This is a genomic window from Cellulophaga sp. (assembly GCF_039943695.1).
In the GTDB taxonomy this organism is placed as follows: domain Bacteria; phylum Bacteroidota; class Bacteroidia; order Flavobacteriales; family Flavobacteriaceae; genus Cellulophaga.
Genome location: NZ_JBDVAA010000216.1, coordinates 1 through 22,277, shown reverse-complemented (window position 1 = coordinate 22,277; position 22,277 = coordinate 1). Strand labels below are relative to the sequence as shown.

Genomic DNA, 22,277 nt, shown 5'->3' with positions numbered 1-22,277 from the left:
AGGTTTTATTACCAATTTTATCGAAATTTATACAAAAATCAATTAAATTCTAGCAAAAAATACCGATTTATGAGTAAAACTATCATTATCTCAAATAGACTACCAGTACAATTAGAAATTCATAATAATGAAATAAAAACAACACCTAGTGTTGGCGGATTGGCAACTGGTATGAAATCTGTACACTCTGGAAGTAATGATTTATGGATAGGATGGAGTGGTTTAACAGATGAAAATATACCAGAAGGTTTAGAAAGTAATATTGATGCTACCTTAAAAGATCACGGTTGTGCTAAAGTTAAATTAAATGCAGAAGAGGTAGACGGATTTTATTTTGGATTTAGTAATAGAACTATTTGGCCTTTATTTCATTATTTTTTAGAGTATTCTGAATTTGAACTTGATAATTGGGAGATATATAAAGCTGTAAATCAAAAATTTGCTGACGCAATTATAGCTAAAGCAGACGATGATGATATTATATGGGTACACGACTACCAATTAATGTTAGTACCACAAATGGTTAAAGAGAAAAAACCAGATATTTCTATTGGTTTCTTTTTGCACATTCCTTTTCCGTCTTACGAAATTTTTAGAACGCTACCTTGGCGTGAAGAAATTTTACGAGGCTTAATGGGGTCAGACCTTATTGGTTTTCATACCTATGATTACGAAAGACATTTTTTAAGTTCTGTTAGACGTTTACTTGGTTTAGACGTTAGCTTTAATGAAGTACATATAGAAAACAGAATTGTAAAAGTAGATTCTTTTCCTATGGGAATAGATTATAAAAAGTTTAGTGAAGCTGGTAAAGCAAACTCATTAAACGCTACAGAAAACCAGTCAGATTTTCAACAACGATTAAACGCTCACAAAGCATCTACTAAAGACGCTAAACTAATTTTATCTATAGATAGGTTAGATTACACTAAAGGAATTGCAAAAAGATTAAACGCTTTTGAGTATTTTTTAAACAAGCATCCAGAGTATAAAGAAAAAGTTAGACTAATAATCTTAGCCGTACCATCTAGATCTAACGTGCCACAATACCAACTACTGAAAAAAGAAGTTGATGAATTGGTTGGTAGAATTAACGGAGAATTTTCTACAGTGAACTGGACTCCAATATGGTATTTCTACAGGTCTATGCCTTTTGAGAACTTAATAGATTTATATACCTCTTGTGATATTGCTTGGCTTACCCCTATTCGTGATGGTATGAACCTTGTTGCTAAAGAATATATTGCTACTAGAACAGACAAAACAGGGGTATTAATTTTAAGTGAAATGGCTGGCTCTGCTAATGAAATGAACGAGTCCTTACTAATTAACCCTAATAACTTTGAGCAAACCGTAGAAGCGCTGCAGCAAGCAATTAATATGCCTGTAGAAGAGCAACAAGAACGTAATGATATTTTGCAAAAAAGACTAGAGCGTTATAATGTAGAAAAATGGGCTAACGACTTTGTAAATTCTTTAAAAGAACAAAAAGAAAATAGCATTTCTTATGTATCTAAAAAATTAGGAAAAGAGCTTTTAAGTACTGTAGAAAAAAACTACAAACTAGCTAAAAAGAAGTTATTATTTATAGATTATGATGGTACTTTAGCTGCCTTTAAAAACGATCCTCAAAAGGCTAGTCCAGACGAAGAGCTTTACACTTTATTAGATAATATTGCTGCACAACCAAATACAGATATGTACTTAATTAGCGGTAGAGATAAAGAAACTTTTACCAAGTGGTTTTTACATAAAAAATATAATATGATTGTAGAACACGGTGTTTGGATTTCTCAAAACGGAGAAGAATTTAGAATGCTAGAAAATGTAAAGAAAGAATGGATGCAAAAAATTCATCCTGTTTTAGAATCATTTGTAGACCGTACACCTGGTAGTTTTATTGAAGAAAAAAATTATTCTTTAGCTTGGCATTATAGAAAAACAGATCCAGATTTTGGAAACAAAAGAGCAACAGAATTAAACACAGTACTAACCAGTTTAATTGCTAATGATGATTTAAGCGTACTAAATGGTAATAAAGTAATGGAAATTAAAAGTAGTAACGTAAACAAAGGTCGTGCTGCTATGCGTGTTTATAATGATGATACGTATGATTTTGTTTTTGCTATTGGTGATGACTGGACAGATGAATTTATGTTTCAAGAATTACCAGAAAGTGCTATTACCGTAAAAGTAGGTCACCAAAAAACACAAGCAAAATATTATGTAGATGGTACTACAGATGTGCGCAAACTATTAAAACGTTTTATAGATTAATATTTTAGGATTTAGGTTTAGTACTTTTGTACGACCAACCAAAAACCTATATGAATAGCTTAACAAGGAAATCCTATATTTTACCATTATTAATAGTATCGCAATTTGCGTGTACATCTTTATGGTTTGCTGGTAATGCTATTGTAGACGATTTAGCTTTAAAAACCGGACTAGGAAACAGTATAATAGGTTATGTTTTATCCTCTGTACAATTAGGTTTTATATTAGGTACTTTGGTGTTTGCTTTATTAATGATTGCAGACCGGTTTTCACCATCTAAGGTTTTTGCAATTTGTGCTTTGTTTGCTGCATTATGCAATTTTAGTTTACTTGCAGATACTATTACCAAATGGCACATTTTAGGTGCTAGGTTCGGAACCGGTTTTTTTTTAGCCGGAATATATCCTGTAGGTATGAAAATTGCCTCTGATTATTACAAAGACGGACTTGGTAAAGCGTTAGGCTATTTAGTTGGTGCTTTAGTTCTAGGAACAGCTTTTCCTTTTTTAATTAGTGGCTTAAATTGGGGCAGTAATTACCAAACAATATTACAAGCAACATCAATTTTAGCTTTACTAGGAGGCTTAGTAGTTGTTATTTTTGTTCCTAACGGACCTTACAGAAAACAAAGTTCTAAACTTAAACTAAAAGCAGGCGTACAATTGTTTAAAAATCCCATTTTTACAAAAGCTGCAATAGGTTACTTTGGTCATATGTGGGAACTCTATGCATTTTGGGCATTTACACCATTAGCTATAAAAACAATAAACAACATACAAAACACCAACTATTCTGTTCCTATTTTTACCTTTATGGTTATTGCTTTAGGTGCAGTATCCTGTGCTGTTGGCGGCTCTTTTTCTAAAAAGCACGGTAGCTATAAAGTAGCTGTAATTGCTTTATTTATTTCTGGACTCTGCTGCTTTTTATCTCCTCTATTTTTTAAACTACCTGCGCTATTTTTTATTATTAGTTGGTGTATTTGGGGAATGGCAGTAACAGCAGATTCTCCACAATTCTCTAGTCTAGTTGCACAAGCCGCACCAACAGAATTAAAAGGAACTGGACTTACACTTGTAAACTCTATAGGGTTTGCTATTAGCATTTTAAGTATTCAGCTTTTAGCAGCTTTAGCAACAAGCATTAATGCTTCTTTTATTTTCTTATTTTTAGGCATTGGACCACTTATTGGTTTATTTGCTTTACTTAAAAAGAAATACAACTAACTCACATAAAAACTAAAAAATGACACTCAAAAAATTATTCTCGCTCTTGTTTATTATTGGTGTAACGTTTGCATATGCACAAACAAACTCTAAAATTTACGATATTATAAATGCGGTTTCAGAAGAGCGCATTAAAAATGATATTACTACACTAGCTAACTTTGGCACACGTAACACCTTTAGTGACACTGTATCTAATACAAGAGGAATTGGAGCTGCAAGAAGATGGATAAAATCTGAATTTGACAAAATGTCTACCGAATGTAACAACTGCTTAAATGTATTTTATCAGAAAGATTTTGTTACAAAAAAAGGAAACGGTAGAGTACCGCATGATGCGTGGGTTGTAAATGTTGTTGCTATACAAAAAGGCACAAAATACCCTAACAGATATATAATTATGAGTGGCGATATAGACTCTAGAGCTAGTGACACTATGGATTTTACTACAGATGCTCCCGGCGCAAATGATAATGCTAGCGGTATGGCTGGCACAATGGAAGCTGCACGTGTCTTATCAAAATATAAATTTGAAAATAGTATAATTTATGTAGGTTTATCTGGTGAAGAACAAGGCTTATTTGGTGGTGCTGGTTTAGCTAAATATGCCAAAGAAAAAGAATGGGATATTATTGGTATTCTAAATAATGATATGATTGGGAATATTAAAGGTGTTGATGGCGTAATAAGTAATAGGGATTTTAGAATTTTTTCTGAACCTGTACCTGCAAACGAAACAGAAAGGCAACGTAAAGCAAGACGTTTTTATGGTGGTGAGGTAGACGGTATATCTCGCCAATTAGCACGCTACATTCACAAAAATGTAAAAACATATATGCCAGAAATGAATCCGATGATGATTTATAGGTTAGATAGATTTGGCAGAGGTGGACATCACAGACCTTTTAACGATCTTGGTTTTCCTGGCATAAGAATAATGGAAGCGCATGAAAACTACACTCAACAACACCAAGATATTAGAACGGAAAATGGCATTGCTTATGGCGATGTTGTAGAACACGTTAATTTTGGATACGCAAAAAAACTAACTGCTGTAAATGCTATAACAATGGCTAATTTAGCTTGGGCACCTCCTTCTCCTACAACAGTTAAAATTGGAGGTATTGTAGAGGCTTCTGCCAAACTTGAGTGGTCGCCGGTAGAAGGTGCTATAGGTTATAAAATATATTGGAGAGATACTACTTCGCCTACTTGGGACAACAGTAAATATGTAGGTAATGTTACAGAGCAAACTTTAAACGGTATTGTAATTGATAATTCATTTTTTGGTGTTGCAGCCGTTGGAAAAGATGGTTTTGAGAGTGTTGTAGTTTTTCCTAATAAAATTATGAGGTAGTTAACATTAACTTATTTTTAAAATTAAAGCTAAAGCTAAACACTTATATTTGCTAAGCTTAAAAAAAACTATAAATGAAATACGGAATACTGATACTTGTTTTTACACTATTTATATCTTGTAAAAATGACGATGTTACAATTAAAGAACCTGTAGATTACACTGCACAAAACGAAGCAGAAATTAAAACTTACATAGAAAAAAACAACCTTACTGCTCTAAAGAGTGATAGCGGTTTATATTATGTAATAAATGATGAAGGTAACGGAATAAGACCAACAGCAAGCTCTGATGTTACTGTAGCTTATAAAGGATATTTTACAGACGGCAACACTTTTGATGAAAGTGATGCTAACGGAATTTCTTTTAACCTACAACAAGTAATTGCTGGCTGGACAGAAGGTATTACCTACTTTAAAGAAGGTGGTAATGGTGTGTTACTAATACCATCTAGATTAGGGTATGGCAGTAATGATGTAAGCCGCATACCAGGAGGATCTGTTTTAATTTTTGATATTAATCTACTAAGTGTAAATCAAAATTAAACCTTAAAAATACAAGTTAAACAAGCCATTAATTAGGAAACTCTTTAATGGCTTTTTCTTTTTATTACATTTACAGATAAATATATTTGTACTACTAACAAACTACTCATATGAAAAAAGCTTTATTAATTTGTGCTACCCTACTCCTATCTTTTGGTGTATATGCACAAAAAACATTTACAAAAACAGATACTTTACGTGGCACAATTACTCCAGAACGCGCTTGGTGGGATTTAAATTACTACCATTTAGACGTAACAGTAGACCCTGCTACAAAGTATATTTCTGGTAAAAACACCATTATGTATACTGTTTTAGATGAAAATCAAGTGCTTCAGGTAGATCTACAACCACCTTTAAAAATAACCAAAGTAACACAAAAAGGGAAAAAGCTAAAATTCACCTCAGCAACAAATGCGCATTTTATAAAACTAAAGCAAAAACAACAAATTGGTGCCGTTAACCAAATTGTGGTGTATTATGAGGGTAACCCAAAAGAAGCTGTAAATGCACCTTGGGATGGTGGTTTTTCTTGGTCTAAAGATAAAAACGGCAAGCCATTTGTAGCTACATCTTGCCAAGGTTTAGGTGCCAGTGTTTGGTGGCCAAATAAAGACCATATGTATGATGAAGTAGATAGTATGCGCATTAGTGTTACTAATCCTAAAGGACTATCTAACATTTCTAACGGAAGACTAGAAAAAATTGAAGAACACGCTAATACTGTAACATCTCATTGGGTAGTTAAAAACCCAATTAATAACTATGGTGTTAATGTTAATATTGGTGACTATGTACAATTTTCTGAAGTTTATAAAGGTGAAAAAGGTCCTTTAGATATGAATTATTATGTGCTACGCGATAACTTAGAAAAAGCAAAAGTACATTTTAAAGATGCTCCAAAAATGATGAAGGCTTTTGAGCATTGGTTTGGACCTTATCCTTTTTATGAAGATGGTTACAAACTGGTTGAAGCTCCTTATTTAGGTATGGAACACCAAAGTTCAGTTACGTATGGTAACAAATATATGCAAGGTTATTTGGGCAGAGATTTGTCTGGTTCTGGTTGGGGTTTAAAGTTTGACTTTTTAATTATTCACGAATCTGGTCACGAGTGGTTTGCAAATAACATTACCAACAAAGACATTGCAGATATGTGGATACATGAGAGTTTTACGGCTTATTCTGAAAGTCTATTTTTAGATTACTATTACGGAACCCAAGCTGCTAACGAGTACGTTATTGGTACTCGTAGAAGCATTGCAAACGACATTCCTATTATTGGTAATTACAATGTAAATGATGAAGGCTCTGGAGATATGTATTACAAGGGTGCTAATATGATACATAGTATTAGGCAGTTGGTTGATAATGATGAAAAATGGAGACGTATTTTAAGAGGGTTAAATAAAGACTTTTACCATTCTGTTGTAACCACAGATGAAATTGAAGATTACTTAAGTCATCAATCTGGAATAGATTTAACAACTATATTTAATCAGTATTTAAGAGACGTACGTATTCCTAACTTAGAATATAAAATTGAAGACAATAAACTAAAGTACAGATATACAAATATTGTAAGTGGTTTTGATATGCCTATAAAAGTAAAAATTAACGATAAAGAACAATGGGTTTTTCCTTCTGCTGATTGGAAAACAACTAAAGTATCTTCTGAAAACGCTACTGTAGTTTTTGATCCTAATTTTTACATCAATCTTAAAAAAATATAAATATATAGCACTTATAAAATGAGTATAAAAAAATCCGCTCTACAATGTGTAAAGCGGATTTTTTATGATTAAAAACTAGTGTTTAGTCTTTTAATATCACATCAGGATTTAATAATTCTGGCTCACCGTACCCTAACTTATTAAGTTTATTAAGCTGCGTTTTAGCATCACCTACAATTAAGTAAATCATTTTATCTGGATTAACATATTCATCTGCTAATGCTTTAACATCTTCTACAGACATATTTTTTACTCCCTGCTCTCTTTGCTTAGCATAATCTACAGGGTAATTATACATACTAATATTCTCTAGCATATTTAATTTAGACCCTATAGTTTCAAAAGCTCTTGCATTACTTTTTACCATATAGCCTTTAGATACCTCCAAATCGTTTTGGTTATAGCCTTTACTATAATTTTTCATAATATCTTTAACCAACTGAGAAGCCTCATAAGTTACATTGGTACGTACACCACTAGATACTGTAAATAAACCAGATGTTTTACCACCACTAAAGCTAGAGCCTACCCCATAAGTATATCCTTTACCTTCTCTAAGTTCTTGTGTTAATTGTGATGCAAAACTACCGCCTCCTAGTCTATAGTTCATTACCTGTGCTGGGTAATAATCTTTGTTTGTTGCCGCTACAGCTGGCGCACCAAATAAAAGAACAGATTGTTTAGCATCTGGTACATTATAAAAATACACTTTAGATTTTTCTGGAGTTTTAGCTGCAATTACTGTTGGTACAGTTACATTTTTTTGTTCCCATTTAGTATTTAAAGTCTCTAAAGATGCTGTAGCGTTAGCTGCAGTAATATCTCCTACTATATGAAAATTAGCAACCGTTGGCGATACATTTGCATTGTAGTATTCTTTTAAATCATCTAAAGTTATTGCCTTTACAGATGTTGTTGTACCTGCATTATTATTTGCTAAAATATTGTCTGCACCATAAAGTACTTTATAAAATTCGTTTCTAGCAATACTATTAGGGTTAGCTTGCGCTCTTTGCAATTGACTAATAGTACTTTGTTTAAGCAAATTAAACTCTTTAGCATCCCAACGTGGTTCCAAAATAATTTCATTAACCAAATCCATTACTTTTGTATAGTTTTTAGCTAAACAATTGCCAGAAATTATAATATACTGGTTGCTTGCAGATGCAACAATTGTTGCTCCTAAAGTTTCTATAGCATTCTCTAATTCTTCTGGCGTTTTATTTTTTGTCCCTTTGGTTAACATAGATGCTAACAAATTAGAAACACCTATTTTATTTTTATCTTCTAGTAACATACCACCATTAATTATAAAATTAAATTCTACTAGTGGCACTTCATTATTCTCTATACCAAATACCTTAATTCCAGATGAAAGCTCCTTTTTATAAACGTCTGGTACTTTTACATCTGGGCTATCTCCGTAAGGAGGCTCTATACTACGGTCAAAACTAGAAGGTGTTTTTTGGTAAGTAGCAGCAATACTAGGATCAAAAGTACTTTCTTTACCTTCAACAATTTTCTCTTCTACAACCTCAGCTTTTATAGACCCTTCTAAAACCAAAGAAGATTGACCTTTTGGCACAGAACTTACCGCAACAAAATTCTTTCCTTTTACATACGTGTTGTACACACGCATAACATCTTCTTTAGTTACTGCTAATATGTTTTTTACATCTTCACTAACATAGCCAGGATCACCTGCAAAAATCTCATATTGTGCCAACTGAAATCCTTTACCCAGAACACTAGAAAGTGAATTGTAAAAATCTGTTTCTTGACCTGCTTTTATTCTGTTAATATCTGCATCAGAAATACCATCTTTTTCAAACTTAGTAAAAGCTTCTTGTACAGCATTATTTACACTTGTAAGCTCTGTAGTATCAAAAGCAGTAACAGATAATGTTAATTCACCTGCAAGTTCTGATGAGTAATTATACATACGCACACGATCTGTTAGCTTTTTATCTTCTACCAAAACCTTATATAAAGGTGCTTTTTTACCATATGCTAGGTATGATGATAATACATCTAATGCATACGCATCTTTATGAAACTCTGGTACAGATGGCCACGTTATAGATAGTTGTGGCAAACGTGCAAAGTTATCTTCATAGTATAACTTTTTAGTTTCTGGTAAAGTAACAGGCTGCTTCTCTAAAGCTGGTATATCATCACCTTTTTTAATTTCATCAAAATACTTTTTAACCCATTCTTTTGCTTGGTTTTTATCAAAATCACCAGCAATTGTTAATGTAACATTATTAGGAACATACCACTTATTGTAAAAATCTTTTACATCTTGTAAAGTTGCATTTTGCAAATCTTCTAAAGACCCAATAACTGTCCAGCTATATGGGTGACCTTCTGGATATAATGCCTTTGTTTGCACATAGTTTACGTGTCCGTAAGGATTATTATCTACTCTTTGTCTTTTCTCATTTTTTACAACCTCTTTTTCTTTGGCTAAAACAGGTTCTGTAACTGTATTTATAAAATACCCAAGCTTGTCTGCCTCTGCCCAAATCATTTTTTCTAAGGCATCTTTAGGCACTGTCTGAAAATAATTGGTACGGTCTCTACTTGTAGATCCGTTTGCACCAGAACCGCCAATACGCGCACTCATTTTGTCTAAACCACCTTTACCAAGATTTTCAGATTCTAAAAACAATAAGTGCTCAAATAAATGAGCAAAACCTGTTCTGCCTACTTTTTCACGAGCAGAACCAACGTGACTAGTTAATGCTACTGCCACAACAGGATCTGACCTATCTATATGAAAAATAACTTGCAAGCCATTATCCAATGTAAATTTATCATAATCTACTTTAAATTCTGTTTTTGCTATTTCTTCTGATGTTTTTTCTGTTTTCTCTTTACAAGAGATTACAAGCAACACAGTTACTGCTGCCAAAAAAGATTGTAATTTTCTCATTTTTTTATTGATGAATTAGTTTTAAGTTAAGTATAATTATTTTTTAGTTCCCATTAATACATTTACCCCTTTAGTCATTGGGTTTCCAGAAGATCTGCGCATAACTACTATTTGTCCGCTGTGCCATATTGCATCTGCAATAGGTCCGTTTATAGCATTCCAAAACGGAAGCTTAAATTCTTCATTAAAAACCAACTCGTGTTCTTTTAAGTCAGTCGCATTTTTTAAAATATCACTAGCTTTTTTAAAGTTCTCTAATGTTTTTTTTCTTTTTTCCTTAAAGGTTAGTTTTTGGTTTTTATCTTCATCAATCTTTAAACTGGTTGTTTTTAAAATCATTTTAGATAAACCATAAATATGATCTACGGTTTCACCAGTGCTCCTACCCTCTTTGTTTGGTTTATACTCTAAATCTTTTGGCTGTAACCCTTCTGTTGCCCAATAATATCTAAAACCCAAAGCATCTATAGTTCTGGCAGCTACTGTGCCAGCTGTAAAACTGTCTGGTGCTTCTGGTATTTGATAATATGGTAGATCTTGTTTAGACAGTTCTTGCGCATTTACAGACATCATAATTATAAAGGTTAAAACAATAAAGGTATAAGTACGTTGCATCTTTTTAGTTATTTTTGGATATAAATATACATTAAAGTTTATACTAAAATATCACCAAGCCAAAATGGAAACAAAACCAGAACTCTATTTTAAAAACACTACCGAATGGCGAGAGTGGTTGCATAACAACCACAAAACTAGTTCTGGAATTTATATAATACTATACAAAGTAAGTCACGCTAAAGAAAGTATGCTTTGGGAAGATGCGGTTAAGGTTGCACTTTGTTTTGGTTGGATAGATAGTACCGTTAAAAATTTAGGTGACGGAAAAAGAAGGCAATATTTTTGCAAACGAAAAGCAAAAAGCGTTTGGAGTAAATTAAATAAAACACATATAAAAAATCTAATTGCTGCTGATTTAATGCACCAAAGTGGATTAGATAGTATTAAAATTGGTAAGCAAAATGGTTCTTGGACAGCTTTAGATGATGTAGAAAACGGAGTTATACCTAAAAACTTACAAGAAGCGTTTAATAAAAACCCCAATGCTTTTAGCAACTACAATAGTTTTGCTCCATCCTATAAAAAACATTATCTATACTGGTTAAACCAAGCCAAAAGAGAGGAAACAAAGCAAAAAAGAATCGCAGAGATTATAAAACTCTGCGATGCTAATATAAAATCTAGGAATACGTGGTAGTTTACAATCCGCTTATATAATTACTATACGGATCTTTAAACTGTATACCTTCTGTAAATCTGTATTTACTTAATTGCTTAAACTGTACTAAGCCCCAAAGTATAAACTCTTTTACAAAATAGCTTTCTTCTTTTTTTAATTTTGGTTGATGTGCTCCTAACAAATCATCTAAAGGAGAAACAGCATCTAACATATTCTTGTATTGTTTATCACTTAAATCATCAAGAAGTTCAAATCCGGCTTCATTATTAAAAAACCAAGAAACCACATCATCATAAGGACTATCGTCTTCTTGTTTTTTAAGTTTTTCAATTTTAGGAAAATAATCTACAAACAACGTTTGTACAGCCTCACCTATTAGATTATAAGCTACGCTTGCTGCACCTTCCTGTTCTCCTTCATAAACTAACTCTACTTTACCCGTAATTGCAGGTATAATACCTATAAAATCACTAAGTCTAACCATAGTTTTAGTGTCTCCATTTTTTAATGCTCTAAGTTCTGCTGTACTTAATAAATTTTCAAAAGCAGTAATACTTAGTCTAGCACTTACACCACTTTTAGCATCTATATATTCGCTTTTACGTGCTTCAAAAACAATTTGTTCTAATAGGTCTTTTGCTAGCTCTGGAACCATTACAGCATTAGACTGCCTTTCGTCTAACTTAGCCTCTTGCGCTGTTATTACTTTAGCTGTTTCTATATCTTCTGGGTAATGGGTAAGAATTTGTGACCCTATTCTATCTTTTAAAGGCGTAACAATACTACCACGGTTGGTATAATCTTCTGGATTTGCTGTAAAAACAAATTGCATATCTAAAGGCAAACGTAATTTAAATCCTCTAATTTGTATATCGCCTTCTTGCAATATGTTAAACAATGCAACCTGAATTCTTGCTTGTAAATCTGGCAGCTCATTAATAACAAAAATACAACGGTTAGCACGTGGTATCATTCCGTAATGTATTACTCTATCATCTGCATAACTCAACTTTAAGTTTGCTGCTTTTATAGGATCTACATCTCCAATAATATCTGCTACAGTAACATCTGGTGTAGCCAACTTTTCTGCAAAACGCTCGCTTCTGTGTAGCCAAGTAATAGGTGTACTATCTCCTTCTTCTTTAATAAGTTCTACAGCGTATCTAGAAATTGGCTGTAAAGGATCATCATTAATTTCAGATCCTTTTACCACTGGTATATATTCATCTAATAAATTAAGCATTAGTCTAGCCAAACGTGTTTTTGCTTGTCCGCGTAAACCTAATAAGTTTATGTTGTGTCTAGATAGTACAGCACGCTCTAATTCTGGTATTACAGTATTTTGATACCCGTGAACGCCTGTAAATGTGGTTTCCTTATTTTTAATTTTTTCTATTAAATTATCTCTTAGCTCATCCTTTATAGACTTACTTTGGTAACCAGCTTTTTTTAAATCGCCTAGTGTTTTTATTGTATCTATTTTCATATTTTCTTTTTAGAAAAGAGGTTTATAAATTTAAGAAAACTGACTTTATTGTCTTATCTTATTTCTATTCTCTAAATTCTTTTATCCTTTAATTCGTTTTTTTCTATTGGTTTCGTAATCTTCAAAAATCATTTCTCCAAGTCCTTTTAAACCTGTATAAAATGCTTTTCCTTGGTTTGCGTGTGTAAACTCCCTTACAAATTGCATTAAATATGGGTCTTGCGCAATCATAAATGTAGTTATAGGTATGTGTAGCTTTCTTGCTTGTTGTGCCATACCGTAGCATTTATTTATAATGTTCTCGTCTAAACCAACACTATTTTTATAATACGTACCATCTGGCATTTGTAAACAACTTGGTTTACCATCTGTAATCATAAAAATTTGCTTGTTGGTATTACGCTTTCTACGGAGTAAATCCATTGCCAATTGCAAACCAGCAACAGTATTAGTATGGTAAGGGCCAACTTGTAAATACGGTAAGTCTGCAATTTTAATAGGCCAAGCATCATTACCAAAAACAAGTATATCTAACGTATCTTTTGGGTAACGTGTGGTAATTAATTCTGCCAAGGCCATTGCAACTTTTTTAGCAGGAGTAATACGGTCTTCACCATAGAGAATCATACTATGGCTAATATCTATCATAAGTACAGTACTCATCTGCGACTTATGCATAGTTTCTTCAACCACCAAATCATCTTCCGTTAACCTAAAGTCACCAATACCGTTATTTACTTGTGCATTACGGAGACTTTCTGTCATAGACACTTTATCTAAAGCATCTCCAAATTGGTAATTTCTAAAATCGCCAGTATGCTCATCACCTGCTCCAACACCTTTGCTTTTATGGTTACCAGAACCGCTACGTTTTATTTTACCAAAAATTTGGTCTAATGCGGCTTGTCTAATAGCTCTTTCTGTTTTAGCCGTAATAGCAGTACCATTGTTACCATCTGGTTTTATTTCTTCTCTAATATAGCCTTTAGCCTTTAGATCTTCTATAAAATCATCAATAGTATAATCTTCTGTAGTAAGCTTATATTCTTTATCTAACTCCCGCAACCAATCTATAGCTTCATCAAAATCTCCAGATGTATGTGTAATTAGCTCTTTAAAAATCTCAAAAAGCTTTTCAAACGGAGTTTGTGAAGGGGCTTTGTATTGCTTAAACACAAAACCTTTTCTGTTTATTTTATCATTCTTCATACAAGTATAAAAATACGGCTTTTTCAATAAACCTTCTATTTTCAAAAACGTATTTGTATTAAATGTTTGCTAAATGTAAGCTTACTTTGTTAACATATTATTATGAAATTTTGGTGCAGTTTTCGTTATTTTCGGAAACTTTAAATAAGTTCCTATTGAAAATTAAGATTAACAAACTCGCAAAAAGCACTCGTTTATACAGAAATCTACATAAAACAGTAGCAATAATTTTGGTTGCTTTTATATTAATTATAAGTGTTACCGGAGCTTTGCTTGCCTGGAAAAGCGAACTTTACTTAAAACCTTCTACCCACAAAATAACTACAAAAAACAATACTCTTGTTCCTTTAAAAACTATAGAAGAAAATGCCATAGCGTATATAGATTCTTTACAATTATCTACAATAATAGACCGTATAGATTACAGACCTAAAAAAGGTATAGCTAAAGTTAGGTTTGATGAGCATTTTACAGAGTTACAAATTAACTGCTACACTGGCAAAGTTGTATCTGTAAAGCAACGTACAGATACTATTATTGAAAAAATACACGATGGATCTATTATAGATTATTTTATAAAAAATGATGCTTCAATATTTAAACTTTTATATTCTACTATACTTGCTTTAGGACTCATATTTATTAGTGTAAGTGGTATTATACTATGGATAAACCCTAAGAAGATAAAAAAAATAAAGACCACTAATAATCAATAACTTAACTCAATATTACTTATTTTTAAAAATCAACTAACAACTCTAAAAAATGAAAAAACTACACTCACTTTTATTCTTTTTTACTGTTTTGTGCTTGTCTGCGCAAGACTTTAAAATGGATTATGTACAAGACTTAAAACCCAGAAATATTGGCCCTGGAGGTATGAGCGGCCGTGTAACTGCTATAGATGCTGTACATAGTAATCCTGATATTATTTATGCAGGTACAGCCTCTGGTGGATTATGGAAATCTACCTCTGGAGGTATAAAATGGGACCCTATTTTTGATAAAGAAGTTACAGCTTCTGTTGGTGCTGTTGCCATACAACAAAGCAACCCTTCTGTAATTTGGGTAGGCACAGGAGAAGGCAACCCTAGAAATAGTTTAAATGGTGGTTATGGTATTTACAAGTCTTTAGATGGCGGTAAAAACTGGTTACCAATGGGCTTAGAAAAAACCAGACATATACACAGAATTGTAATAGACCCAACAAACCCAAACATTGTTTATGCTGGTGCAATTGGTTCTCCTTGGGGAGAGCACCCAGAACGTGGTGTTTTTAAAACAACAGATGGTGGTGTTACCTGGAAAAAAATACTATATACCAATAATAAATCTGGTGTTGCAGATTTGGTAATGGACCCTACAAACCCAAACAAGCTAATTGCTGCAATGTGGGAGCACAAAAGAGACCCTTGGTTTTTTAAATCTGGTGGTGTTGGTAGTGGCTTATATATGACGCACGATGGTGGAGAAAACTGGAAAAAAATTACTGAAGAAGATGGTTTACCTAAAGGAAATTTAGGCCGTATTGGTGTTGCAATTGCGCGCAACAAACCTAATGTTGTTTATGCTTTAGTTGAAGCTAAAAAAAATGCATTATACAAATCTACCGACGGTGGCTTTAAATGGAAAAAAATTAATGATAAATCTGATATAGGAAATAGACCTTTTTATTACTCAGAAATTTATGTAGATCCACAAAACGAAAATAGAGTTTATTCTGTTTTTACTTATATAAATGTATCTGAAGATGGTGGTAAAAACTTTAGCCAATTAATGCCTGCTTATGGTGCAGATAATGGCGTACACCCAGATCATCATGCCTGGTGGATACACCCAGAAAACGGACAGTTTATGATGGACGGTAATGATGGTGGACTAAATATTACCAAAGACGGTGGTAAATCTTGGCGTTTTATTGGTAACCTACCTGTAGCGCAGTTTTACCATATTAATGTAGATAACGAGTTCCCATACAACGTTTATGGAGGTATGCAAGATAATGGCTCTTGGCGTGGACCTGCTTTTGTTTGGAAAGCACAAGGTATACGTAACAGCTACTGGCAAGAAATTTCTTTTGGTGATGGTTTTGATGTTGTACCAGATTTAGATGATTCGCAATTTGGTTATACAATGAGTCAGCAAGGAAATGTATCTAGATATGATTGGAAAACAGGGAACAATTACTCTGTAAGACCAACACCACCAGACGCAGAAACAAAATTGCGTTTTAACTGGAACTCTGCTATTGGTCAAGATCCTTTTAACAATGCTACAGCATATTTTGGTAGTCAGTTTGTACACAAAACAACAGACAAGGGGTTAACGTGGACAATTATTTCTCCGGATTTAACCACTAATGATCCAGAAAAACAAAAACAAAGCGAAAGTGGCGGATTAACTATGGATGCTACCGGAGCAGAAAACCACTGTACTATTTTAGTAATAGAACCTTCTCCTGTAGAAAAAGATATGTTGTGGGTTGGTACAGATGATGGCCGTGTACACGTAACACAGAATGGCGGTACCAACTGGACAGATGTGACCAAAAATATAAAAGGTCTACCAAAAGGTAGCTGGATACCACAAATTAAAGCATCTAACAAAAATAAAGGAGAAGCTTTATTAGTTGCTAACGATTATCGTAGGTTTAACTACGCACCTTACGTTTACAAAACCGTTAATTATGGTAAAACGTGGACTAGAATTGTTGATGAGAGCGATGTTAAAAGTTATGCTTTATCTATTATTGAAGATCCAGAAACACCAAACTTATTATTTTTAGGTACAGATGATGGTTTGTATATATCTTTTGATGCCGGTAGTAAATGGCAAAAATGGACAGAAGGTTTCCCTACTGTATCTACAAAAGATTTAATAATACACCCTAGAGAAAACGACCTTGTAATTGGTACTTTTGGTAGAGCTGCGTGGGTTTTAGATGATATTAGACCACTACGCGCTATAGCAAAAGACAAAACTGTACTTGCTAAAGATGTTGCTTTATTTACACCTCCTGTTGCCTACCAAGCAGCTTACCAACAACCTACAGGTAGCAGATTTGGTGCAGATGCATTATTTAATGGTGAAAACAAAAAAGGTGGTGCTATGCTAACGTACTTCTATAAAAAGAAAGAAAAAGTAGAAAAGCCTAAAGATGAAAACAAAAAGGAAGAAAAAGAAAATACTCCTACAAAAAAAGATGGTGTAGCTTCTAAAGATTCTTTACAATTTCAGTTTTTTAATGGTGAAGAATTAATACGTACTATTAAAATTAAAGCTCCTAAAAAAACAGGATTACACCGTTACTACTGGAATATGTCTGAAAAAGGTTCAGAAAGACCATCACGTAGCATACGTAAATCTAAAAGAGAACCAAGCGGACAAAGAGTTAAACCTGGTACTTATAAAGTACAGTTAACCTACGGCTTAACCACAGATGAAACAATACTAACTGTAAAGTCAGACCCAAGGTTAAATGTATCTAAAGCTAATATTGATGAAATATACAATGCTAGCAAAACATTAGCAAGTTATACCCAAACTGCTGCAGACGCTGTTAAACAACTTGTAGAAAGTAAAAATACTGCCACAAAGTACAAGTCAGATTTATCAAAACTAGACAAAGAAAAATACAAAGAAGAAATTAAAGCTTCTGCAACTATTATAAAAGATATAGATGCTGTAATTGCTCTTTATATAGGTAAAGTAGATAAAAGACAAGGAATTACAAGAAACCCAGAAATTACAGTTATGCAAAGAATTGGGGCTGCAAACGGTTATGTACGTAGCAGAAAAACAGGTTTAACTAGCACAGAAAACAACCTAATACAATTTGCTAAAAAAGAGTTAGAAACGGCTTTAGAAAAAACAAATACCTTTTTCTCAGAAAAATGGAATCCGTACAAAACAAAAATTAGCAGTTTAGAAACCAATTCTTTTAAAGAAATAAAAACCTTTACAATTAATTAAAAGGATAAGAGTAATAGATTTTTTACCTTTATACTTTAAAATTTATAGTATTATGAAAAAGATAAAATTAGTATGTGTAAGCTTATTAGCTGTAGCAGCTTTTAGTTGTAAAAATGCAAACAAAGAAAACTCTCATAACTCTGAAGATCATAAAAATGCAGATCATAGTCACACAGAGGCAGAGGCTCAATATTCTTTAGTTGCAGACTCTACAAAAGCTAGTTTTACAGCATATAAAACTACAGATAAAATTGGTGTTGGCGGGACATTTAAGACGGTTAACATTAAAAAATTTAACACAGGATCTACTCCTTTAGAAGCTTTAAACGGTACAGAGTTTAGCATTCCTGTAAGTAGTTTATTTACAAATGATGGCACTGGTACAAGAGACCCAAAAATTATAGAATTCTTTTTTGGAGTGATGAAAAACACAGAATTAATTTCTGGAGTTTTAAAAGTTGAAGATGATAAAGCTTCATTAGATGTTACTTTAAACGGAGAAACAGCAAACATTCCATTAGAGACTGAAAAATTATCTGATACTAAATTTACATTTACAGGTGTAATGAATTTAGAAAACTGGAATGCTTTAGACGCAGTTGCATCTATAAACAAAGCTTGTGAGGCTTTACATACTGGTGCAGATGGTGTTAGTAAAACTTGGAGCGATGTACAGATAAAAGGCGAAGTACTTTTAGCTAAGAAGTAATTTTTTAATTGATAGCGTTACTATTTACTTTTTATGGGTTAAAGATATAAGAGCATTACTCTTAGTTTAGTGCAATAATTTTGTACTAATAGAAAACCATAATAAGATGAAAAAAATAATAGTAACGCTATCAATTCTTTTTATAAGTTTTACATACAGCTGTAAAAATCAAAATAAAAAAGCGGAGGAAACTACTACTACAAATGCCACCGTAATTCCTGATAATAAGGAATCAAAATCATTAACAATTACATTAGAGCCTAAAAGTAACAGTAATGTTACTGGTAAAATTACCTTTACCCAAAGCAAAAACAAAGTAGCAATGGTTGCCAACCTTACTGGTTTAAAAGAAGGTGAACATGCCATACATATTCACGAAAAAGCAGATTGCTCTTCTGAAGATGGTAAGTCGGCAGGCGGACACTGGAATCCTACTTTTGAAAAACACGGAAAATGGGGTGATAAAGAAGGATACCATAAAGGAGATATAGGTAATTTTATTACAGATAAAAACGGTAATTCTGAAATTAAATTTAGCACCAATGAATGGTGTCTAGACTGTGAAGATCCCAAAAAAAATATTTTAGGAAAAGGAATAATAGTTCATGAAGGTGTAGACGATTTTACATCTCAGCCAAGTGGAGATGCTGGTACAAGAGTAAGTTGTGCCGGAATCATAGAATAAATTAAACAAACTTATACATTATAAAAAAGCTACACTTATGTAGCTTTTTTATATTATCTTACAACAGTAAATACAATATATGCAATTAGAAACCCTAGTAATACAATTTCAAAAGAAAGACCCCAAAGCTTTTGAAAAGCTATATAATATGTATGCTGAAAATATCTGTGGTGTTATAAATACAATTGTAAAAAACACAGACATCTCACAAGAAATTTGTCAAGATGTATTTGTAAAAATTTGGAATAACTCAGACAAATACAACTCTTCTAAAGGCAGGTTTTTTACTTGGATTTTAAATATAGCTCGTAATGCTGCAATAGACGAAGTGCGTTCTAAATCCCACAAAAACAGTAAACAAAACCTATCTGCAGATTACTTCGTAAGTATACTTGAAGATGGTAATAATCTTGATAGTCAAATGGATGCTATTGGAATTAAAAAGTTTTTAGTAAATCTAAAAGACAAGTGCGTACAAATTATAGAAATGCTATACTTTAAAGGCTACACTCAAAAAGAAGCTTCAGAAGAATTAGATATTCCATTGGGAACAATTAAGACAAGAAATAGAAGTTGCATATCGCAACTAAGAAAAAATGTATTAGACTAGGTATATGAATATTGAAGAATACATAGCGTCGGGAAAATTAGAACTTTATGTTGCTGGGTTACTCTCTGAAGAGGAAAACCTGCAAATACATAAAGACGCAGAACAATACCCGGAAATTAAAAAAGAAATAGAGGCCATAGAAGCGTCTATACTAGCACTTAGTAAATCTGCTTCGCCTAAAATAAATAGTGGTATGTTTACCTCTATTAAGCGTAAACTTAATTTTACAGAAGATACTAAAGTTGTACAATTACCTAAACAAAAAACCAGCTGGGCAACTTATACTGGTTGGGCTGCTGCTGTGGTTTTATCTGCAGGTATGTTGTGGATGTACAACCAGAATAAAGATTTAGAGTCTAAGATCGAAATAGTTTCAAAAGAGAAAGTAGACTTAGAATCTAAAATTGACAATGCAAATAATTCTTTAACTGAAACACAAGATTTATTAAATACAATTAGAGATAAAGATATAGATGTTGTTGCTTTAGGAGGACAAACAGTTTCTCCAGAGTCATTTGCAAAAGCATATTGGAACAAAAAGGAACAAAAAGTATTTATAGATGCTAAAGGATTACCAGAGCCACCAGATGGTTTTGTTTACCAAGTGTGGTCTTTAAAACTTAATCCTTTAACACCAACTAGCTTAGGATTACTTGAAGACTTTAAGGGAGATGAAAATAAAATATTTGCTTTAGCAAATGCCAACAATTCAGAAGCCTTTGGTATTACCTTAGAACCTGCAGGTGGTAGCGAGTCTCCTACACTGGAGCAATTATACACTTTAGGTGTAGCCGCTAGTTCTTAAAAAAATCACATATTAGATAAAAAAATCCTCTAGAAATAGAGGATTTTTTTATGCGTAAAACTTAAAACAATAAAAAAAGCCCTGCGAACACAGGACTTTATATTTAACAAAACCAATAAATGTTAAACAAACATATTTTAATTCAGAATTTAAAAAACACTACTTGTGTATTTTAATCTGTTTTTCTTTTAATTTATGAGCGTTATTATACTCTACTTTTTTCAAAGACTTATGAGCCGAAAACAACTTGTAACAATAAAATGCCATTACGGCTATCCAAATAATAAAAAAATAATATTCCATAACAAATATGTTTTAATAGCAATAGTTCTTAAATAGTACTACTCCTATTTTTACTACATACGGAGTTTTAGGTTAAGTGGTTTTATTAAAACTACATTTTTATTGTTTTAGTATATTAACATAAAAAAATCTTAAAATTACACTTCACTAAAAAGCACCGAAACCCAACCGTTTCAGTGCTTTAAGCAACAACCTACAACTAAACTCTACAAAAGTTGTACTTGTAAATATTTTATTACCTACCTATAAATTTGTTATTTTCTTCTCCATATTTGGCCCTAATTCATAAATGGCACCTGTTAATTCTGTCTTTAGCTCCTTTACCTTTTCTGTATCACCTGCTGCTTTGTATATTTCTGCTACATTGTATAAAATATGCGGTTCAAACGTTTTACCTTCTATATGCTCTTTAATAATGTTTACGGCATTAGATACATCTCCTTTTTTGTAAAAACTATGTGCCAATAACATATAGGATTCTGGTGTTTTTCTGTTACTAATCTCTTCTTTTGCAATTTCTAAAGCTTTACTATACAAATCTGTATAGTCTAAATAAAAGTTAACATTATAAGCATTATACATAGCTCCGTAAGCAGGGTTTTTGACTGCTTTTATGTATCTATCCATATTTTTAAGCTTCTCTATTTTGTTTTCTTGATATTCTGCTATTTCAGCTTTTAACAAGTAATAATCTGGAGTGTTATAATTTTTAGTAATTGCATTTAAAATACGTAATGCCTCTGTTGGGTTACGTTCATAAGAAAAAGCAATCCAAGCAATTCCTTTTTTAGCATATGCATTGTGAGGTTCTAATTCTAAAGATTTTAAATAATACTTGTAAGAGTCTTTAATTCTTCCGGCGTGCCCATAATAGTCTGCTATATTTGTATAAGACCATACTTTTAAATTAGTATTGTTAGACATTTCTGCCAACTGTTTCGCTTTTTCCATATAAACTATAGTAGCATCTAAATCTCCTTTATAGTCTTTCCATTTTGCTATTCTAATTAAATAACCAAAGCTGTTTTTATCTTTTAATGATAATAAATTTTCTTCTGCCTTTTTATATTCACCTAGTTCCATATAAACATCAAACAAAAGGCTATGTGTTTGCGCTACTCCACTTCCCATTTTTTGGGCTGCTAGTGCCATTTCTAAAGCTTCTTTAAACCTATGCTGAGAAATATA

General features: G+C 32.6%; 17 protein-coding genes. 12 read left to right on the top strand and 5 right to left on the bottom strand.

Annotated features, from left to right (window positions below):
* The first annotated feature begins 69 nt into the window (after positions 1 to 69).
* The 5 genes from ABJD66_RS15875 (at position 70) to ABJD66_RS15855 (ending at position 7,138) form a co-directional block, all read left to right on the top strand.
* On the top strand, positions 70 to 2,277 hold the full coding sequence (locus ABJD66_RS15875; RefSeq protein ID WP_303543929.1) for a bifunctional alpha,alpha-trehalose-phosphate synthase (UDP-forming)/trehalose-phosphatase: 2,208 nt from the start codon (positions 70 to 72) through the stop codon (positions 2,275 to 2,277).
* Between the two features lie 50 nt (positions 2,278 to 2,327).
* Positions 2,328 to 3,503 carry an MFS transporter gene (locus ABJD66_RS15870; protein ID WP_348133459.1) on the top strand — a complete coding sequence of 392 codons (1,176 nt, stop codon included), beginning with the start codon at positions 2,328 to 2,330 and terminating at the stop codon, positions 3,501 to 3,503.
* Positions 3,504 to 3,522: 19 nt separating this feature from the next.
* Entirely contained in the window at positions 3,523 to 4,860 is a 1,338-nt protein-coding gene (locus tag ABJD66_RS15865; RefSeq protein ID WP_348133456.1) for a M28 family metallopeptidase, read from the top strand.
* Between the two features lie 74 nt (positions 4,861 to 4,934).
* Positions 4,935 to 5,405, top strand: coding sequence for an FKBP-type peptidyl-prolyl cis-trans isomerase (locus ABJD66_RS15860; protein WP_100896327.1), 471 nt, complete (start codon positions 4,935 to 4,937; stop codon positions 5,403 to 5,405).
* Between the two features lie 110 nt (positions 5,406 to 5,515).
* Positions 5,516 to 7,138: a M1 family metallopeptidase gene (locus ABJD66_RS15855; protein ID WP_348133452.1), complete on the top strand. Its 1,623-nt coding sequence runs from the start codon at positions 5,516 to 5,518 to the stop codon at positions 7,136 to 7,138.
* Positions 7,139 to 7,220: 82 nt separating this feature from the next.
* On the opposite strand, the gene ABJD66_RS15850 is transcribed toward ABJD66_RS15855, so the two are convergent.
* A complete protein-coding gene (locus ABJD66_RS15850) occupies positions 7,221 to 10,073 on the bottom strand; it encodes a pitrilysin family protein (protein ID WP_348133449.1) in 2,853 nt (950 codons plus the stop codon).
* Between the two features lie 36 nt (positions 10,074 to 10,109).
* On the bottom strand, positions 10,110 to 10,688 hold the full coding sequence (locus tag ABJD66_RS15845; protein ID WP_348133446.1) for a hypothetical protein: 579 nt from the start codon (positions 10,686 to 10,688) through the stop codon (positions 10,110 to 10,112).
* 64 nt (positions 10,689 to 10,752) lie between these two features.
* On the opposite strand from ABJD66_RS15845, the gene ABJD66_RS15840 reads away from it, so the two are divergent.
* The gene (locus ABJD66_RS15840) at positions 10,753 to 11,328 is read left to right on the top strand and encodes a YdeI/OmpD-associated family protein (RefSeq protein ID WP_348133443.1); all 576 of its coding nucleotides are present in this window, start codon (positions 10,753 to 10,755) and stop codon (positions 11,326 to 11,328) included.
* 1 nt (position 11,329) lies between these two features.
* On the opposite strand, the gene ABJD66_RS15835 is transcribed toward ABJD66_RS15840, so the two are convergent.
* Together ABJD66_RS15835 and ABJD66_RS15830 are read right to left on the bottom strand one after the other, a co-directional pair.
* Entirely contained in the window at positions 11,330 to 12,796 is a 1,467-nt protein-coding gene (locus ABJD66_RS15835) for a magnesium chelatase (RefSeq protein WP_348133441.1), read from the bottom strand.
* A gap of 81 nt (positions 12,797 to 12,877) precedes the next feature.
* A complete protein-coding gene (locus ABJD66_RS15830; RefSeq protein ID WP_348133438.1) occupies positions 12,878 to 14,005 on the bottom strand; it encodes a VWA domain-containing protein in 1,128 nt (375 codons plus the stop codon).
* Positions 14,006 to 14,160: 155 nt separating this feature from the next.
* On the opposite strand from ABJD66_RS15830, the gene ABJD66_RS15825 reads away from it, so the two are divergent.
* From ABJD66_RS15825 to ABJD66_RS15800, 6 genes are all read left to right on the top strand, one after another.
* Positions 14,161 to 14,721 (top strand): PepSY-associated TM helix domain-containing protein, encoded by a 561-nt coding sequence (locus ABJD66_RS15825; protein WP_348133435.1) that lies wholly within the window; start codon positions 14,161 to 14,163, stop codon positions 14,719 to 14,721.
* A gap of 49 nt (positions 14,722 to 14,770) precedes the next feature.
* The gene (locus tag ABJD66_RS15820) at positions 14,771 to 17,977 is read left to right on the top strand and encodes a hypothetical protein (protein WP_348133432.1); all 3,207 of its coding nucleotides are present in this window, start codon (positions 14,771 to 14,773) and stop codon (positions 17,975 to 17,977) included.
* Between the two features lie 52 nt (positions 17,978 to 18,029).
* Positions 18,030 to 18,686, top strand: a complete 657-nt coding sequence (locus tag ABJD66_RS15815; RefSeq protein WP_348133429.1) for a hypothetical protein — start codon at positions 18,030 to 18,032, stop codon at positions 18,684 to 18,686.
* A gap of 106 nt (positions 18,687 to 18,792) precedes the next feature.
* Positions 18,793 to 19,371 (top strand): superoxide dismutase family protein, encoded by a 579-nt coding sequence (locus ABJD66_RS15810; protein ID WP_348133426.1) that lies wholly within the window; start codon positions 18,793 to 18,795, stop codon positions 19,369 to 19,371.
* A 79-nt stretch (positions 19,372 to 19,450) separates the two neighbouring features.
* The gene (locus ABJD66_RS15805; protein ID WP_100896338.1) at positions 19,451 to 19,981 is read left to right on the top strand and encodes a sigma-70 family RNA polymerase sigma factor; all 531 of its coding nucleotides are present in this window, start codon (positions 19,451 to 19,453) and stop codon (positions 19,979 to 19,981) included.
* A 4-nt stretch (positions 19,982 to 19,985) separates the two neighbouring features.
* Positions 19,986 to 20,786, top strand: coding sequence for an anti-sigma factor (locus ABJD66_RS15800; RefSeq protein ID WP_348133422.1), 801 nt, complete (start codon positions 19,986 to 19,988; stop codon positions 20,784 to 20,786).
* A 546-nt stretch (positions 20,787 to 21,332) separates the two neighbouring features.
* Here ABJD66_RS15800 and ABJD66_RS15795 read toward each other — a convergent pair.
* A partial coding sequence (locus ABJD66_RS15795; protein WP_348133419.1) for a hypothetical protein occupies positions 21,333 to 22,277 on the bottom strand: 945 nt, incomplete at its 5' end.

Coding starts and splice junctions, on each gene's coding strand:
- ABJD66_RS15820 (WP_348133432.1), top strand. CDS start 14,771: ATGAAAAAACTACACTCACTTTTATTCTTTTTTACTGTTTTGTGCTTG.
- ABJD66_RS15850 (WP_348133449.1), bottom strand. CDS start 10,073: ATGAGAAAATTACAATCTTTTTTGGCAGCAGTAACTGTGTTGCTTGTA.
- ABJD66_RS15815 (WP_348133429.1), top strand. CDS start 18,030: ATGAAAAAGATAAAATTAGTATGTGTAAGCTTATTAGCTGTAGCAGCT.
- ABJD66_RS15835 (WP_348133441.1), bottom strand. CDS start 12,796: ATGAAAATAGATACAATAAAAACACTAGGCGATTTAAAAAAAGCTGGT.
- ABJD66_RS15800 (WP_348133422.1), top strand. CDS start 19,986: ATGAATATTGAAGAATACATAGCGTCGGGAAAATTAGAACTTTATGTT.
- ABJD66_RS15845 (WP_348133446.1), bottom strand. CDS start 10,688: ATGCAACGTACTTATACCTTTATTGTTTTAACCTTTATAATTATGATG.
- ABJD66_RS15805 (WP_100896338.1), top strand. CDS start 19,451: ATGCAATTAGAAACCCTAGTAATACAATTTCAAAAGAAAGACCCCAAA.
- ABJD66_RS15855 (WP_348133452.1), top strand. CDS start 5,516: ATGAAAAAAGCTTTATTAATTTGTGCTACCCTACTCCTATCTTTTGGT.
- ABJD66_RS15840 (WP_348133443.1), top strand. CDS start 10,753: ATGGAAACAAAACCAGAACTCTATTTTAAAAACACTACCGAATGGCGA.
- ABJD66_RS15870 (WP_348133459.1), top strand. CDS start 2,328: ATGAATAGCTTAACAAGGAAATCCTATATTTTACCATTATTAATAGTA.
- ABJD66_RS15830 (WP_348133438.1), bottom strand. CDS start 14,005: ATGAAGAATGATAAAATAAACAGAAAAGGTTTTGTGTTTAAGCAATAC.
- ABJD66_RS15875 (WP_303543929.1), top strand. CDS start 70: ATGAGTAAAACTATCATTATCTCAAATAGACTACCAGTACAATTAGAA.
- ABJD66_RS15865 (WP_348133456.1), top strand. CDS start 3,523: ATGACACTCAAAAAATTATTCTCGCTCTTGTTTATTATTGGTGTAACG.
- ABJD66_RS15810 (WP_348133426.1), top strand. CDS start 18,793: ATGAAAAAAATAATAGTAACGCTATCAATTCTTTTTATAAGTTTTACA.
- ABJD66_RS15860 (WP_100896327.1), top strand. CDS start 4,935: ATGAAATACGGAATACTGATACTTGTTTTTACACTATTTATATCTTGT.